Genomic DNA, 15,353 nt, shown 5'->3' with positions numbered 1-15,353 from the left:
GGGAAGCGGCCGGCGCACGCTGTCACGCGCCGGCCGCTTCATCGCCGCATTCACTCGCCGGCATCGACCGGCACGTCGAGCCCGACCTTCACGCGGCTCATGCTGACCAGCGTCTTGAACCGCTTCACGTTGTTGTTCGCGAAGAACAGCTCGCGCGTGAGCGCGTTGTACTGATCCATGTTGCGCACCGCGAGGATCAGCACGAAATCCCATTCTCCCGTCACGTAGTAGCACTGCTGGATCTGCGGGCAGCGCTCGAACGCGCGTTTCATCGCGTCGAGCTGGTCGATCTGCTCGCTCTCGACCTCGACGTTCACGACGATCGTCAGCGGATGATCGACCTTGTCCGGCGCGACGATGGCCGTATAACGCTCGATCACGCCCGCTTCCGCGAGACGCCGCAGCCGCCGGTTCACGGCAGCGGTCGACAGGTTGACGCGCGCGCCGAGCTCGGCCTGCGGCGTCTGCGCGTCGCGCTGGACTTCCATCAGCAGCTTGCGATCGAACGCATCGAGAGGGATCGTCATGATGGCGCGTGCAACCTCGAAGAATGAGAAATTTTTGCGTCGGAGCGGTCGATTTGGCGATTTCATTCACCCGACCGCGCAATATTATTTTTCAAACCGACGGCGCGCGCAACCCGCGCTGCCCGATCCGACTCACCCGACGGACCCCCCAGGGGTCCCGCTCCGGAGCCTTTCGCCATGCTGATCGCCAACCCGCGCGCGTCGCGCACCGCCTACCCGAACGCGCTGCGCCGCGTGATGAACATCGCGTCGGCCGACGAAAGCGGCGCATGGCTCGCGCACTGGCCGCTCGTCGGCAATGCACGCACGCCGCTGCGCGCGCTGCCCGATCTCGCCGCGCGGCTCGGCGTCGCGAGCGTCAGCGTGAAGGACGAGTCGTGCCGTTCGCCGCTCGGCAGCTTCAAGGCACTCGGCGCGCCGATCGCGCTGGTGCGGCTCGTGAAGCGGCTGCGCCGCACGCAGGCACTCGATCCGCAAGGGCTCGTCACCGGCCGCTACGCGTCGGCGCTGGCCGACCTGACGGTGATCAGCGCGACCGACGGCAATCACGGCCGCGCGCTGGCTGCCGCCGCGCGTGCGATCGGCTGCGGCTGCGTGATCGTGCTGCACGCGCACGTCGACGCCGAGCGCGAACGCGCGATCTCCGCGTACGGCGCGCGGATCGTGCGCATCGCGGGGAACTATGACGAATCGGTCGTTTGCGCGGCGCAGCTCGCGCAGGCGAACGGCTGGTACGTCGTGTCGGATACGTCGTACGACGGCTACGAAGCGATTCCGCGCGACGTGATGCAGGGCTACGGCGTGATCGCCGCCGAAGCGGCCGCGCAGGCCGCGGAGGAAGACGGCCGGCCGTTCACGCACGTGTTCCTGCAAGGCGGCGTGGGCGGCCTCGCCGCGGGCGTCGCGAGTTACCTGTGGGAGCGTGACGGCGTGCAGCGGCCGCGCTTTGTCGTCGTCGAGCCGCGCCAGGCCGACTGCCTGTACCAGAGCGCGCTGGCCGGCCGCGCGACGAAGGCGAGCGGCAGCGTCGATTCGGTGATGGCCGGGCTCGCGTGCGGCGAGGCGTCGCCGCTCGCATGGGATTTTCTCGAGATGTGCATCGACCACTTCATGCTGATCGACGACGCGGATGCGGTGCAGGCGATGCGTGGCCTCGCGGACGGCAGCGAACGCGACGTGCCGCTCGTCGCCGGCGAATCGGGCGCGGCCGGTGTGGCGGGGCTGGCCGTGTTGATGCGCGACCCGGCGCGCGCGCGGCAGGTCGGGCTCGACGCGAACGCGCGCGTGCTGGCGATCAACACGGAAGGGGCGACCGCGCCGTCCGTGTACCGGAACTGCGTCGGCGAGACGGCCGATACGGTGCTCGCGCGCCAGCGCGACTGGCTGAGCCGCGCGGCGGTGGCGGCCTGAACGACATGACCACCGACGAGGCGAACGCAATGGATGCAATCGACGCGACGGCAGAAAGCACGCTGCAGGGCCGACTGAAGACCTGGCGCAGGTATCTGCACCAGCACCCGGAAACCGGATTCGAAGAGGTGAACACGTCGGACTACGTCGCGCGGATCCTGACGACGCTCGGGCTCGACGTGCATCGCGGCATCGGCGGCACGGGGCTCGTCGCGAACCTGACGGTCGGCACGGGCCAGCGCACGATCGGCATTCGCGCGGACATGGACGCGCTGAACATCGTCGAGCACGCGCCGGGCCGCGAACACGTGTCGCGCACGCCCGGCAAGATGCATGCGTGCGGGCACGACGGCCACATGTCGATGGTGCTCGGCGCCGCGCAACTGCTGGCCGAGCGCAAGGATTTCGACGGCACGGTGCGCTTCATTTTCCAGCCGGCGGAAGAGCACGGCCGCGGCGCGAAGGCGATGATGGCCGACGGGCTGTTCGAGCGCTTTCCGGTCGACGCGATCTTCGGTGCGCACAACATGCCCGGCATGCGCGCGGGCACGTTCGCGACGCGTGCGGGCGGCATCATGGCGAGCGAAGACAATTTCGTGATCCGGATCGACGGGCGCGGCACGCATGCGGCGCGGCCGCACATGGGCATCGATCCGATCGTGATCGGCGCGCAGATCGTGCTCGCGCTGCAGACGATCGTGTCGCGCAATCTCGACCCGGGCCAGCAGGCGGTGATCTCGTGCACGGAATTCATCACCGACGGGCTGCGCAACGTGCTGCCGTCGACGGTGACGATCAAGGGCGACACGCGCAGCTATTCGCGCGACGTGCAGGCGCTGCTGGAGGCGCGGATGCGCGAGATCAGCGAAGGGATCTGCCGTACGCACGGTGCGGCCTGCACGTTCGAGTACACGCACGAGTTCGCGCCGACGGTGAATTCGCCGGAATGGGTCGACACGGCCGTGCAGGCCGCCGCGCACGTCGCGGGCGCCGATGCGGTGAACGCCGACGTGCAGCCGATGATGATCTCGGAGGATTTCGGCGCGTTCCTGCAGGCGGTGCCGGGCAATTTCGTGTTCATCGGCAACGGCGAAGTGGCCGGGCAGGGCGGCGTGCCGCTGCACAACGCGACGTACGATTTCAACGACGAGATCTTGCCGACCGGCGCGCGCTATTTCGCGGAAGTGGCGCGGCGCGCGTTGAAGGCGGTGTAGCGGAGGCGGGTCGCTGCGTATTCGGTTCGCCGCGCGTGCGGCGTACCTTCGTCATTGACGACGCATCGATGCTCGAGCGCACCGGTTTGCCGGCGCGTCGAGGATCGTCCGTCGTCGCATTCGATCAACCGGCCAGTTCACCCAGGCACGCATCGAACTGTGCGACGAGCGTATCGACATCGTCGGCCGTCGTTTGCGGGCACACGAGCATCATGTTGTGGAACGGCGTGATCAGCACGCCGCGATTCAGCAGGTACAGGTGCACGATGTGCTCGAGTTCGCTGTCGAGTTGCGCGCCGGCCAGCGTGCCGTTGCGCGGCGGCACGGGCGCGAACTGAAACTCGGTGCGCGCGCCGATGCGCGTCACGCACCACGGCAGCCGGTGTTTTGCGATCGCCTGGTCGAGCCCAGCCGCGAGCCGTGCGGCGAGTGCGAACATGTACGCATACGCAGCGTCGGTCGCGACTTCGGCAAGCGTCGCGCGCATCGCATGCATCGCGAGCATGTTCGCGGTGAGCGTCGTGCCGATCCCCGAATGGCCGGGCGGCGCATTCAGCTTCGCCGCTTTCGCGCGTTCCGCGAATTCGGCGCTGAAGCCGTACACCGCGCACGGCACGCCGCCCGCGATCGGCTTGCCGACCACCAGCATGTCCGGTTCGAGGCCGTGCGCGACCGCGTAGCCGCCGGGCCCGCTGCTGATCGTGTGCGTCTCGTCGATCACCAGCAACGTGCCGTGGCGGCGCGTCAGTTCGCGCGCGGCCTCCCAGAAGCCGGGGTCGGGCAGCACCATACCGATGTTCGTCATCGCGGGCTCGGCGAGCACGCACGCGACGTCGCCGTCCTTCAGCGCCGCTTCGAGCGCGTCCAGATCGTTGAATTCGACGACGCGCGTGTTCGCGAGCAGGTCGTACGACTGCCCGAGCAGACTGTCGCGCTGCACCGGGCGGCCGTCGACGAGATCGACGAACACGTCGTCGACGGTACCGTGATAGCAGCCGTTGAACACGACGATCGTGTTGCGGCCGGTGGCCGCGCGCGCCCAGCGCAGCACGAAGCGGTTCGCGTCGCTCGCGCTCAGCGCGAATTGCCAGACCGGCAGCTGGAAGCGGCGCGCGAGTTCGCGCGACACCCAGGCGGCGTCCTCGCTCGGCAGCATCGTCGTATAGCCGCGCGTGGCCTGCTCGACGAGCGCGCGGGCGACCGGTTCGGGCGCATGGCCGAACATCGCGCCCGTATCGCCGAGGCAGAAGTCGACGTAGCGATGACCGTCGACGTCGATGAACGTCGCGCCGCGTGCTTCCTTCACGTATAGCGAGAACGGGGTCGACCAGTCCTGCATCCAGTGCAACGGCACGCCGAACAGCAAGTGCTCGGACGCTTCCGCGGAGAGTGCGCGGGAGACCGGCATGGCTTCGGTGAACGCGCGGCGCTCGCGATCGAACAGCGCGCGGGCGCGGATGAGGTCCACTCCGTGGCGGGTAGGCAAAGGCAGCTCCTGGCTGGGGGATAGGGGAAACGATAGCGCGGGCAGCAGGGAGCTGAACAGAGGCGGAATTACCGAGGCGGGTCGGCGGCGGTTGGCGAGCAGGGAAATCGCTTTGGCGGATAGGTCGGCCGAGACGATTTAATTGAAGTTTTTGCGCATAAACATACGACAACTTATCTCTAAGCGTAGGCAGTGAAATGTGAGTGTGTGCACACATATATACGGCTGTGCGCGTAAAAACTGGGTAAGCGACGGATGCATGATCCGTGCGAAGCGTGCGTCGACTGCGCGATATGGTATGACGACGTATAAATGCGAGCTGTCGCCCAGCGCATCGATACCCTTCCCCGGAAGGCGCGCCCATGGCGCCCATCGTCGTCGTTCATCTTTCTCTCCGATCACCCGCATCGAAGCGGGTAACGTGCCGCACCTTCATCGTCACGCTCGGCTGCGACGACCAACTGATGAGCGACGCGATGTGCACGCGAGCACCGGTCGTGCAGAACGTGACGGTCACGTCGCCGGGGCCGATCCATGCGTTCAACGTGAGCGCGATGACGCTGACGAACGTGACGATCGCCGGGCAGGTCGTCAACACGACGATCACCGACAAGCGGTGAGATGAGGCGACACGCCACGACGTTCGCGTGCGGCCGATCGATACCTGCACGCGAACACGAACACGAATACGCTACGCCAGCGTCTTCACCATGTAGTGCTCGTCGTAGAAGCGGCCATCGACGCACATCGAGCGCGGCTCCGTGCCGAACCGCACGAATCCCTGCGACGCATACAGCCGCTCCGCGGCGTGGTTGACTTCGTTCACGCACAGCATCAGCTGGCTGCATCCCCACGCGTTCGCCGCATGCGCGGTCGCGCGGTCGAGCAGCGCCTGCGCGACGCGTTGCCCGCGATACGCGGCGTCGACGTACACGCCCCAGATCGTCGCCTTGTGCGCGATCTTCGTGCGCGCATCGCGGCGTACGCCCGTGATGCCGACGAGCGTGCCGCCGTCGAACGCGCCGAACACGGCCTGTGCCTGCGTCGGCGTGAGGCGTTTCGCGAATTCGTCGACCGGCACCTGCGACTCTTCGTCGAGCGTCGGCAGGAAAGACGTCGGGGCGGTGTCGACCGCACGCAGGCGGACGGTCTGGAACTGCGCCGCGTCGGCGGCGTCAAGCAGGCGGATCGTTGTCGTCATCGTCATCGGCGGCATTCCGGTTGAGGGGTGTGCATGCCGGCGCGCCGCTGCGGCGGTCGCGGGGATGCATCGTCCTAATCCTAATAGGAATCCGGATGCCGCGTGGCGATGCGCGGTGCGTCGCAGGGGCGGCGGGCGCGATCGTGAACGGAGAAGACAGTGATGATGGCGTGTCGTACCGCGATCAAGGAGGGTGCGCGTCAAGCGCATGCGCGGTCGCGCCGGTCTGGCGCACGACGTCGAACAGGCGACGTGCGCGCGATCAACTCACGCGCACGCCACGGGAATCAATAGCGCGACAGTTGATTGCCGTTGATCTGCACGCGGTCGCCCGGACGCAGGTTGCCCGGCGACTGCACGTCGAACGAGCGCATCGAGCCGTCGCTGACCTGCACGTCGATCCGGTAGCTGCTTGGGCCTTGCGCGGCGCCCATCTGCTGGCCGATCTGGTTGCCGGCCACCGCGCCGCCGAGCGCGCCGATCACGGTCGCCGCATCGCGGCCGTGACCGCGGCCGAACTGGTTGCCCACCAGCCCGCCGACCAGCGCACCGACGACGGTGCCGGCGATGCCCGACGGAGCGACCGAGCCGTTGACCGGCTGGATGTTCGACACGGTGCCGTACTGCGTGCCGTAGCCGTTGCCGTACGGGGTCGCGTATTGCTGTTGCGGGTTGCCGTACTGGTCATACGGCTGCGAGCCGTATTGCGACGGGTTGCCGTATTGGTCGTACGGTTGCGGCGCCTGGTTCGGATACGCCGGTTGCTGCTGCACGTAGCCCGGCTGCGAATACGTGGGCTGCGCATAGCCGGGCGTCGCGTATTGCTGCTGCTGCGGATAGCCCGGCTGCGCGCCGTAGTAGCCCGGCGCGACGCACGCGGTGAGCGGAAGCGCCGCCACGGCGACGAGCGAGGCGAACAGAACGGTCTTCGTGGAAGGCATGCGCATCATGATGTTTCCTGCATCGGCAACGTGTCCGCCGATGGATTCCCGTCAGGGTGGCGAACTCGGCGTGAGTATAAGGAATGGCCGGATGCGCGTCCGGTGCGGCCGGGTAACAACGTGTAAAGTCTGTTGCCGCGTAAATCGCCGGTGGGGTGGGCGTCGAAGGGGCGGCCGGCAACGGCGCGACGCGGTTTCCCGGCGCACGCGTGCGGGCGCTGCACCCCCGCGCGGCCGCCGACATTCCAGCCGCTTCCACGGCCAACGACACCCGTCTCCGCGTTCGGTCCGCCGGCCCTGCGCGCCGCACATCGGGAAATCGAATGCGCGGCATCGCGACTTTTAATTGGCCTCGCGCAGCGGCGTCCGATATCGTGGCCGGATTCCCTGCCAACGATCGCGCCGCGCCGGCCGCGTTTCCTCCCCTGTCCGCGCCGGTGTCGCGCCGCGACCGCCCCAATCGAAGCCATGACCGAACGATTCTTCATCAACGCCCGCGACGCCAGCGGCCAACCCGTCAATCTCGTCGTCCGCGACGGCCGCTTCGCCGCGATCGGCGCCGATTGCACCGCCGCGCCCGGCGCGCAGACGATCGACCTCGACGGCCGCGTCGTGCTGCCCGGTTTCGTCGACGGCCACATCCATCTCGACAAGAGCTTCGTCGGCGATCGCTGGGTGCCGCATGAGCCGGTCGGCTCGCTGCGCGAGCGGCTCGCGGTCGAGAAGCGCCAGCTCGCGGCCGCGCCGCCGATCGTCGAGCGCGCGAACGCGCTGATCGCGCAGGCCGCCGCGTTCGGCACGATCGCGATGCGCAGCCACGTCGACGTCGATGCGACGACGGGGCTGTCGAACCTGCACGCCGTGATGGCCGCGCGCGAACAGTGGCGCGGGATCGTCGACATCGAACTGGTCGCGTTTCCGCAGGCCGGCGTGATCACGTGCCCGGGCACCGCCGAGATCCTCGATGCGGCGGTGCGCGAAGGCGCGGACGTGGTCGGCGGAATCGACCCGACGACGCTCGACGGCGATGCGGACGGCCAGCTCGACATCGTGTTCGGCATCGCCGAGAAGCGCGGCGCGAAAATCGACATCCACCTGCACGAGCCGGGCGAAACGGGCATCGCGCAATTGCTGCGGATCGCGGCGCGCACGCGCGCGGCCGGGCTCGGCGGACGCGTGAACGTGAGCCATGCGTACGCGCTCGGCCAGGTGAGCGCCGACGACGTGCAGCGCACCGCCGCGGTGCTGGCCGACGCCGGCGTATCGATCCTGACGAATGCACCGGGCGACTGCGCGTTCCCGCCGGTGCAACGGCTGCGCGACGCGGGCGTGCACGTGTTCGCGGGCAACGACAACATCCGCGACGCGTGGTGGCCGTACGGCAACGGCGACATGTTGCAGCGCGCGATGATGGTCGGCTACCGGTCGGGCTTCTACACCGACGAAGCGCTCGGCATCGCACTCGACATGGCGACGCACGCCGGCGCGCGCGTGATCGGCAAGGAGCACTACGGAATCGCGGTCGGCTGCGACGCGAGCTTCGTCGCGGTGCGTGCGCCGAATGCGGCGGCAGCCGTCGCCGGCGTGCCGGCCGAACGCTGGGTATTCCGCCGCGGCGAAAGCGATCAGGGCGCACCGCTCGCGCCGTCGCTGCGCTTCACGCGCTGATCCGCCCGACCCGCGGCACCTTGCACCGACCGACCCGACCGGAACCGACATGACGAACCTGCTGATCCGCAATGTCCGCACGAACGCCGACGCCGCGCTCGATATCCTGATCGAAGGCGATCGCATCGCGCGCGTCGGCCCGTCGCTCGACGCGCCCGCCGGCTGTGCGATCGAGGACGGCGCGCTCGCGTTGGCGCTGCCCGGCCTCGTCGAAGGCCACACGCACCTCGACAAGACCCATTGGGGGATGCCGTGGTATCGCAACGCGGTCGGGCCGCGTCTCGTCGACCGTATCGAGAACGAACGCCGCTATCGCGCGACGAGCGGGCATGACGCGGGCGCCGCGTCGCTCGCGCTGGCGCGCGCGTTCCTCGCGGCCGGCACGACGCGCATCCGCACGCACGTCGACGTCGATACCGAAGCCGGGCTGCGCCATCTGCACGGCGTGCTCGCGACGCGCGAGACGCTGCGCGGGCAGGTCGAGATCCAGATCGTCGCGTTTCCGCAATCGGGCGTGCTCAAGCGGCCGGGCACCGATGCGTTGCTATCCGACGCGCTCGACGCCGGCGCCGACCTGCTCGGCGGGCTCGATCCGTGCGCGATCGAAGGCGATCCGGTCGAGGCGGTGGACGTGCTGTTCGCGATCGCCGAACGCCACGGCCGCGGACTCGACATCCATCTGCACGAGCGCGGGTCGATGGGCGCGTACTCGCTCGACCTGATCCTGCAGCGCACCGCGACGCACGGCATGCACGGCAAGGTCACGATCAGTCATGGTTTCTGTCTGGGCGATCTCGTCGAACGCGAGCGCGATGCGCTGCTCGCGCGGATGGCCGAGCTCGGCGTTGGCATCGTCACGACCGCGCCGGCCGCGGTGCCGGTGCCGCCGGTGGCCGCGTGCCGCGCGGCAGGCGTGACCGTGATCGGCGGCAACGACGGCGTGCGCGACACGTGGACGCCGTACGGTTCGCCCGACATGCTCGAACGCGCGATGCTGATCGGCATGCGCAACGATTTCCGCCGAGACGATGCGCTCGAAGTCGCGCTCGACTGCGTGACGCACGGCGCGGCGCGCGGCTGCGGTTTCGCGGATTACGGGCTGCAGCCGGGCAGCCGCGCGGACGTCGTGCTCGTCGATGCGCTGACGTTCGCGGAGGCCGTCGTCGCGCGGCCGGTGCGGCGTCTCGTCGTATCGTCCGGGAAGATCGTCGCGCGTCATGGTGCGCTGGTCTGAGCGCCGCGTCGCCCCGGTATGATCCGGTTTCAACCGGATGTCGGGAGACGACGATGCGACGCACGACCGCGGCACGGGCCGCACGATGGATGGCGGCGGCCCTGTTCGCCGTGAGCGCCGCGCATGCGGTGGCGACCGGCTCGGCCGACGACGCCCAGCAGGAAGCCAACCGGCGCACGGTGCTCGCGTTCTACGAGAAAGGCTTGAACGACAAGGATGCGGACGCCGCGCTCGCGTATGTCGGCGATCGCTACGTGCAGCACAACCCGAACGCGGCCGACGGGCGTGACGGTTTCCGCAAGTTCGTCGCGTTCCTGCGCGACAAGTATCCGCAGTCGCACAGCGAGATCAAGCGTGCGTTCGTCGACGGCGACTACGTGATCCTGCACGTGCACGCGGTGCGCGAACCGGGCACGCGCGGCAGCGCGATCATGGATATCTTCCGGCTCGAGCACGGCAAGATCGTCGAACACTGGGACGTCAACCAGCCGGTGCCCGAGCAGGCGGCGAACGGCAACACGATGTTCTGACACGTGTGGCGCGCGGCGCCCCCCTGCGCGCCGCTCCCGTTCGAAATCCGCTTCGCCTACCGCCCTTCGAGTTCCAGCATCGCCGCGAGCGTCTTCGTCAGCGCGCGGACCATCGGGTCGGCCGTCGGCCGATGCAGGATCGCGATGTCCATATGCTCGATCGGCGCGAAGCCCTGCTTCGCGGTCAGCACCACATGCTCGTCCGTCACCACGCGCGCGGGCAGTACGCTGATGCCGAGCCCGTCCGCGACCGCCGCCTGGATGCCGCTCAGGCTCGACGTCGTGAAGCTGATCCGCCAGCGGCGGCCGCGCTCCTCGATCGCCTTGATCATGTCGTCGCGGTAGAGTCCGCGCGGCGGGAACACGACGATCGGCACCGGGTCGAGATCGATCGACGGATGCTTCGCGCTGTCGATCCAGCGTAGCTTCTCCGGCCAGCGCACGACGGCCTCGCGGCTGTCGCGCCGCTGCTTGATCAGCACGAGGTCGAGTTCGCCGCGATCGTACGCGGCGCTGATGTCGCGGCTCAGCCCGCACGTCACTTCGAGTTTCACCTGCGGATGCTCGCGCTTGAACGCCGCGAGCGCGTGCGTCGTGCGGCCCGCCGCGAAATCGTCGGGCACGCCGAGCCGGATCGTCAGCGCGACCGTCGCGCCCGACAGCGCCTCCAGCATCTCGTCGTTCAGCGCGAGCATGCGTCGCGCATAACTGAGCACCGTCACGCCCGCATCGGTCGGCCGCACGTCGCGCGCGCCGCGGTCGAGCAGGCGGTGGCCGGCGATTTCCTCGAGCCGGCGCACCTTCTGGCTGACCGTCGACTGCGTCGAATGCAGGCGCGCGGACGCCGTCGTGAAACTGCCGCAGTCGGCGACCATCACCAGCGCACGCAGCAGGTCGATGTCGAACAGGGGTCTATTCATTTATGCACTTCTAGGGATTCGGGCATTGCATTTTCAAATGCGTGCGACGACTTTTAACATGGCAGGGCAGCGCGGGCAATCGCGGTTTCGCCCGAGTTGGGCGGGTGTTTTGCGGGATTGTGAGGTGCTTGACGACTTCCTGTGGATGACGTTCGCGGGCGCGGTAGGGATCAGCGGCGGCGCGATTTGGGTTCAGGCGTGCCGCCGGGGAGTTTTCGCAGGAATGCGTCGGCGAGTTCAACGCAATAGTCGAACGACGGCGTGTAGCCGAGTGTCCGGATGTCGTCGAACCGCGGTTGTACGAAGGCGCGATGCTCGTTGAGCAGACGCAGAAACGTGTCGCGATGCCGAACGAGGAACGCACCGGCTTCCATCAAGCTTTCCGGCTCCCGCTCGATGACCAGGCACAGATCGAACAGGTCCCGCGCAGTCGGACGATCGCCGCGGTGCCGCATTTTCTTGGCGACGATTTCCGCGGAAGTCTCGACCTTGACGACACGATCCATCAGCGTCCGTTCGTCGTAGCCGGGAGACGTCAGATTCCGGGAGACCACGAAGTCGATTTCGCCGTCGGGCAGCATCAGCTTCACGAACCCGGCGTGTTCCTCATCATTCGGCGTGATGTCGGACGCGGCATCGCTGATGCGGGGATTCACGTTGAAAAATTCCATCGCAGTATAGGGCACGTTGCCAGTAGATTCGACGGAACCGCGGGAAACACATCGCGGTGGTGGCCGGTGTCCGGAAAACGCATTCTGGGTCAGGTGCGGGATCGCGCAGGGTAAACATCCGAAATTTCCCGGAAAATCTCTCAATGGAGCGTCACCCGCGTCCCCGGCTTCGATCTTTTATTAATCCGCCGCCCTCCCGCATTTCCCTGCTTGTGCTCAAAAATCAAGCGGTCTAGACTGCATGGCAGTTTCACCGAAGTCCCTCGTCTTTCGCGCCCCGCGCCGGCACGCCGTCGCATCGCCCCAAACCGAACGCCGGCGTCGCCCGCCGCGTCGAGACTTTCAAGGACCCGCCATGAACCGCACCGCAAAGCTCCTCGTCACCGCGCTGGCGTTCGCACCGCTCGTATCGTTCGCGCAGGACGCGTCGACGATCCGCTGGGGCATCGACCCCACGTATCCGCCGTTCGAGGCGAAGCAGCCCGACGGCTCGCTGGCCGGCTTCGACATCGACCTGCGCAATGCGATCTGCGAGCAACTGCAAGCGAAGTGCGTGTGGGTCGAGCAAAGCTTCGACGGGATGATCCCCGCGCTGCGCGCGCGCAAGTTCGACGTGATCATGTCCGCGATGACGGCCACCGACGAGCGGCTCAAGCAGATCGACTTCTCGAACAAGCTGTATGCGTCGCCGGGCGCGCTCGTCGCGCCGGTCGGCTCGAAGCTGCTGCCGAATGCCGCGTCGCTCGCCGGCAAGCGCGTCGGGATCGACCAGGGCACGACGCAGGAGGCGTACGCGAAGGCCGAATGGGCGACCAAGGGCGTGACGATCGTGTCGTACCAGAATCAGGACCAGGTGTATCAGGATCTCGTCAACGGCCGGCTCGATGCGACGTTCCAGGACAAGACCCAGGCCGGCTACTCGTTCCTGAAGACGTCGCGCGGCAAGGGTTACGCGTTCGCGGGCCCGGACGTGACCGACGCGCGGATTACCGGACACGGCGTGGCGATGGGCATACGCAAGGGCGACGGCGACATGAAGAAGCGGCTGAACGACGCGATCGTCGCGATCCGTGCGAACGGCACGTACCAGAAGATCGCCGCGAAATACTTCGACTTCGACATCTACGGCGCAAAGCAGCAACTGACTTCGGCGCCGTGACCCCGTGACTCATCCAACCGACAGGCACACCATGACGAGTATCCAGGATCGCGTCGCGCAAGCCGTGACGCCCGAACTGATCGCCGCGTTCCGCGACGAAGGCGCGGTCTGCATCAAGGGCATTTTTTCTCCGGACGAAGTGGCCGCGCTGCAGGCCGGCATCGACGCGAACCTCGCGCAGCCGAGCGAACGCGCGAAAGTCGCGAGCCGGCCCGACGATCCGGGCTGGTTCTTCGAGGATTTCTGCAACTGGCAGCACAACGACGCGTATCGCGACTTCATCGTGCGCTCGCCGGCGCCGTCGGTCGCCGCCGCGCTGATGGGCACGGACACCGTGCGGCTGCATCACGACCACCTGCTCGTGAAGGAGCCCGGCACGCGGCAGCGCACGCCGTGGCACCAGGACCAGCCGTACTACGACATCGAAGGCGACGACAACGTCAGCATGTGGATTCCGGTCGATCCGGTGCCGCTCGAATCGACGCTCGAATTCGTCGCGGGCTCGCATCGCGGGCCGTGGCTGATGCCGCGCACGTTCATGGACAAGGAGGCGAAGTGGTTTCCGGAAGGCAGCCTCGCCGACCTGCCCGACATCGAAGCCGACCGCGCGGCCTTCCCGATCCGTCGCTGGGCGCTCGAACCGGGTGACATGGTGTGCTTCCGGATGCTGACGCTGCATGCGTCGGGCGGCACGCAGAACCGCCGGCGCGCGTTTTCGATCCGCTTCGTCGGCGACGATATCCGTCACGCGCCGCGCCGCTGGAAAACGTCGCCCCATTTCCCCGGGCTCGCGGAACAACTGCCGGACGGTGCGCCGCTCGATCACCCGCTGTTTCCGGTCGTGTGGTCGCGCGATGCGGGGCAGGTCGGCGCGATCTGACTCTGGCGCGTCGAGGTAACGAACCCGGCGGCGGTTCCAGGGACGAAACGGCCGTCGTGCGTTGGGCGCGTGCGACGAAGGATCAGGTCGGGTGGCGTCCCGCGCCCGGCTTGAAGCGCGAGCCGAGCCGGTAGCGGTTGCCCGGATGCAGGAAATGCACGAACGTGACGGGCAGCCCATCCGTCCACGTGCGGCGCGTGAGCGTCAGGCACGGCTCGTCGGCGCGCATGTCGAGCAGCCGCGCCTGTTCGCCGGTCGGCAGCGACGCGTCGACGACGTGCTCGATTTCCAGTTCGTGGTGCGATACGTTGTTGTACAGGTACTCGGACGGCGGCTCGGTCTGGAAATCCTGATCGATGAAGCCGGGCGCGGCGGCCGGGTTCACGTAGCGATCCTCGAGCTGGATCGGGCGGCCGTTCTCCTCGTGCACGCACACCACGTGAAAGACCGGCGTGTTGACCGGCAGGCCGAACGCGGCCGCGACGTCGAACGACGCGGGCTCGCGCGACTGGCTGAGCACGCGGCAGCGGTACTCGTGGCCGCGCGCGCGGATCTCGTCGCGGATATGCGCGATCATCAGCAGGTTCGACTGCGGCTTCACCTCGGCGACGAAGGTGCCGACGCCCGCGATGCGCTTGAGCACGCCTTCCTCGGTCAGCTCGCGCAGCGCGCGGTTGACCGTCATGCGCGCAACGCCGAACTGCGCGGCGAGATCGAGCTCGGACGGGATGCGGTCGCCGGGGCGCCAGTCGCCGGACTCGACGTGCTGGCGAACGAGCGTCTTGATCTGCTGGAACGGTGCGGTGGCCTTGGTGACCATCGGAAGATCCTTGCGCGAAGAAGTGACGAGGCTAGTCGTCGTGGCTGACGATGACCAGGATCTCCGCCTGCGCGGCGCCGAGGCTGCGCGTGCGGTGCGGGATGAGTGCGTTGAAATAGACTGAATCGCCGGTCCTGAGTTGCACCGTCTCGTTCGGAAATTCGATTTCGACGCGCCCCTTGTGCACGAACAGGAATTCCTCGCCTTCGTGTTCGCGGAACGTCGACGCGACGAATTCGTGGGGCGGATGCACGACGAACGGCAGCATCTTCTTCGGCGCGACGCCCGCCGCGATGCTCTCGAAGCGGTGCGCGTGACTATCGGCTGCCGCGCCCATCGCGGTGCGCTCGCCGGCGCGCGTGACCGTGATCAGCTCGCGGTTGCTGCTTTCCGAGAACAGCTGCTCGACGTCGACGTTCAGCGCCTTCGACAGCTTCAGCGCGACCGCGATCGACGGCACGCTCAGGCCGCGCTCGACCTTCGACAGGTAGCTCTTGGTGAGGCCGGTCTCGTCGGCCAGCACGTCGAGCGTCCAGCCCTTCTGTTTTCTGAGCAGCTTCAGGCGAATCGTCATGGGGCGCCAGGTGTCCTTCGAAAAACCGATTGTAACGCATGACACAAAGTGTCATTCGGTGTATCGTGTGTCACGCGCGCCGGAAAAAAGCGGCCGCGGACGGCGCGGCAGACCCGGT

At 67.7% G+C, this 15,353-nt stretch carries 15 protein-coding genes and 1 pseudogene; 8 read left to right on the top strand and 8 right to left on the bottom strand.

Going from position 1 to position 15,353, the window contains the following annotated elements:
* Positions 1-50: 50 nt before the first annotated feature.
* A complete protein-coding gene (locus HWX76_RS21450; protein ID WP_089489910.1) occupies positions 51-527 on the bottom strand; it encodes an Lrp/AsnC family transcriptional regulator in 477 nt (158 codons plus the stop codon).
* A 177-nt stretch (positions 528-704) separates the two neighbouring features.
* Here HWX76_RS21450 and HWX76_RS21445 point away from each other — a divergent pair, with 177 nt between their 5' ends.
* Together HWX76_RS21445 and HWX76_RS21440 are read left to right on the top strand one after the other, a co-directional pair.
* Positions 705-1,937 carry a diaminopropionate ammonia-lyase gene (locus HWX76_RS21445; RefSeq protein WP_176016310.1) on the top strand — a complete coding sequence of 411 codons (1,233 nt, stop codon included), beginning with the start codon at positions 705-707 and terminating at the stop codon, positions 1,935-1,937.
* A gap of 29 nt (positions 1,938-1,966) precedes the next feature.
* Positions 1,967-3,151 (top strand): M20 aminoacylase family protein, encoded by a 1,185-nt coding sequence (locus tag HWX76_RS21440; protein ID WP_124556563.1) that lies wholly within the window; start codon positions 1,967-1,969, stop codon positions 3,149-3,151.
* Positions 3,152-3,275: 124 nt separating this feature from the next.
* On the opposite strand, the gene HWX76_RS21435 is transcribed toward HWX76_RS21440, so the two are convergent.
* A complete protein-coding gene (locus tag HWX76_RS21435; protein ID WP_124556562.1) occupies positions 3,276-4,637 on the bottom strand; it encodes an aspartate aminotransferase family protein in 1,362 nt (453 codons plus the stop codon).
* Positions 4,638-5,071: 434 nt separating this feature from the next.
* Between HWX76_RS21435 and HWX76_RS21430 the strand changes: the two are divergent.
* Positions 5,072-5,257 (top strand): annotated as a pseudogene (locus HWX76_RS21430) (hypothetical protein); the annotation flags it as partial.
* Between the two features lie 71 nt (positions 5,258-5,328).
* On the opposite strand, the gene HWX76_RS21425 reads toward HWX76_RS21430, so the two are convergent.
* Together HWX76_RS21425 and HWX76_RS21420 are read right to left on the bottom strand one after the other, a co-directional pair.
* Complete coding sequence (locus HWX76_RS21425) at positions 5,329-5,838, bottom strand: GNAT family N-acetyltransferase (RefSeq protein ID WP_050013494.1); 510 nt, start codon at positions 5,836-5,838, stop codon at positions 5,329-5,331.
* Between the two features lie 287 nt (positions 5,839-6,125).
* Entirely contained in the window at positions 6,126-6,788 is a 663-nt protein-coding gene (locus tag HWX76_RS21420) for a glycine zipper 2TM domain-containing protein (RefSeq protein ID WP_124556560.1), read from the bottom strand.
* A 459-nt stretch (positions 6,789-7,247) separates the two neighbouring features.
* Between HWX76_RS21420 and HWX76_RS21415 the strand changes: the two genes are divergently transcribed.
* The 3 genes from HWX76_RS21415 to HWX76_RS21405 are packed head-to-tail and all read left to right on the top strand — an operon-like array spanning position 7,248 to position 10,211.
* On the top strand, positions 7,248-8,447 hold the full coding sequence (locus HWX76_RS21415) for an amidohydrolase family protein (RefSeq protein ID WP_124653343.1): 1,200 nt from the start codon (positions 7,248-7,250) through the stop codon (positions 8,445-8,447).
* Between the two features lie 49 nt (positions 8,448-8,496).
* On the top strand, positions 8,497-9,681 hold the full coding sequence (locus tag HWX76_RS21410; protein ID WP_124594829.1) for an amidohydrolase family protein: 1,185 nt from the start codon (positions 8,497-8,499) through the stop codon (positions 9,679-9,681).
* Between the two features lie 53 nt (positions 9,682-9,734).
* On the top strand, positions 9,735-10,211 hold the full coding sequence (locus HWX76_RS21405) for a nuclear transport factor 2 family protein (RefSeq protein WP_176016309.1): 477 nt from the start codon (positions 9,735-9,737) through the stop codon (positions 10,209-10,211).
* A gap of 56 nt (positions 10,212-10,267) precedes the next feature.
* Here the strand turns inward: HWX76_RS21405 and HWX76_RS21400 are convergent, their stop codons facing one another.
* The gene (locus HWX76_RS21400) at positions 10,268-11,131 is read right to left on the bottom strand and encodes a LysR family transcriptional regulator (RefSeq protein ID WP_050013410.1); all 864 of its coding nucleotides are present in this window, start codon (positions 11,129-11,131) and stop codon (positions 10,268-10,270) included.
* 170 nt (positions 11,132-11,301) lie between these two features.
* Positions 11,302-11,802 (bottom strand): nucleotidyl transferase AbiEii/AbiGii toxin family protein, encoded by a 501-nt coding sequence (locus HWX76_RS21395; RefSeq protein WP_176016308.1) that lies wholly within the window; start codon positions 11,800-11,802, stop codon positions 11,302-11,304.
* A 355-nt stretch (positions 11,803-12,157) separates the two neighbouring features.
* On the opposite strand from HWX76_RS21395, the gene HWX76_RS21390 reads away from it, so the two are divergent.
* Together HWX76_RS21390 and HWX76_RS21385 are read left to right on the top strand one after the other, a co-directional pair.
* Complete coding sequence (locus tag HWX76_RS21390) at positions 12,158-12,961, top strand: ABC transporter substrate-binding protein (RefSeq protein WP_089489903.1); 804 nt, start codon at positions 12,158-12,160, stop codon at positions 12,959-12,961.
* A gap of 31 nt (positions 12,962-12,992) precedes the next feature.
* Positions 12,993-13,841, top strand: a complete 849-nt coding sequence (locus HWX76_RS21385; RefSeq protein WP_124556555.1) for a phytanoyl-CoA dioxygenase family protein — start codon at positions 12,993-12,995, stop codon at positions 13,839-13,841.
* 82 nt (positions 13,842-13,923) lie between these two features.
* Here the strand turns inward: HWX76_RS21385 and hutC are convergent, their stop codons facing one another.
* Together hutC and HWX76_RS21375 are read right to left on the bottom strand one after the other, a co-directional pair.
* Complete coding sequence (hutC, locus tag HWX76_RS21380) at positions 13,924-14,661, bottom strand: histidine utilization repressor (protein WP_124556554.1); 738 nt, start codon at positions 14,659-14,661, stop codon at positions 13,924-13,926.
* Positions 14,662-14,692: 31 nt separating this feature from the next.
* A complete protein-coding gene (locus tag HWX76_RS21375) occupies positions 14,693-15,235 on the bottom strand; it encodes an XRE family transcriptional regulator (protein WP_050013406.1) in 543 nt (180 codons plus the stop codon).
* Positions 15,236-15,353 lie beyond the last annotated feature (118 nt).

This window comes from Burkholderia sp. BCC0398, assembly GCF_902833245.1.
Taxonomy (GTDB): Bacteria; Pseudomonadota; Gammaproteobacteria; order Burkholderiales; family Burkholderiaceae; genus Burkholderia; species Burkholderia sola.
The sequence above is the reverse complement of the archived record's forward strand: the minus strand, read 5'-3'. Positions and strand labels throughout refer to the sequence as shown.